Origin of the sequence: Kocuria cellulosilytica (assembly GCF_040981245.1) — a bacterium.
GTDB classification, from domain to species: Bacteria; Actinomycetota; Actinomycetes; order Actinomycetales; family Micrococcaceae; genus Kocuria; species Kocuria cellulosilytica.
The window spans coordinates 1-579 of record NZ_JAVFWZ010000091.1 but is presented as its reverse complement, the minus strand read 5'-3'; the positions used below and the strand labels follow the sequence as shown (position 1 = coordinate 579).

1 protein-coding gene is annotated in these 579 nt (G+C 68.0%); it reads left to right on the top strand.

The genetic code is table 11. The features are described 5' to 3' along the window. Positions 1–421, top strand: a 421-nt coding sequence (locus RCG67_RS17145) for a helix-turn-helix domain-containing protein (protein ID WP_368828009.1), incomplete at its 5' end; no start/stop codon positions are given. Positions 422–579: the final 158 nt, after the last annotated feature.

Genomic DNA, 579 nt, shown 5'->3' with positions numbered 1-579 from the left:
CAGCGCGCCCGGCCTGCCGTTCTTCTTCATCCGCGTGGACCGCGCCGGCAACGTCTCAAAGCGCCATTCGGCCACCGATTTCCACTTCTCGCAGGTGGGTGGATCGTGCCCGCTGTGGATCGTCTACGAGGCGTTCAACCAACCCGGGCGCATCCTCACCCAGACCGCGCGCATGCCCGATGGCCGCCGTCATTTCTGGCTGGCGCGGCAGGTCAGCAGTGGCCCGGTCGGCCATGGCCAACCGCGCAAGACCTTCGCGGTGGCGCTGGGCTGCGACCTGCAGCATGCCGAACGCCTGGTGTATTCACTGGGGCTGGATGTGCAGAGCCCGGGCAATTCGGTATCGATCGGCCCGGGGTGCCGGGTGTGCCCGCGCGAGGACTGCATGCAGCGCGCGTTCGCGCAGTTGCCGGGGCGATAGGGCGGGTTTGGCAGGGCCGCGCCCTGCACCCGTGGTAGCGCCGGCCGCTGGCCGGCAAGAGCAGCAACCACTGCGGGGTCAGATCCGTTTTCCTGCGGAAACGGATCTGACCCCGATTCGACCGCAGGACCGGCTCAGTAGATCGGGGTCACCTTCAT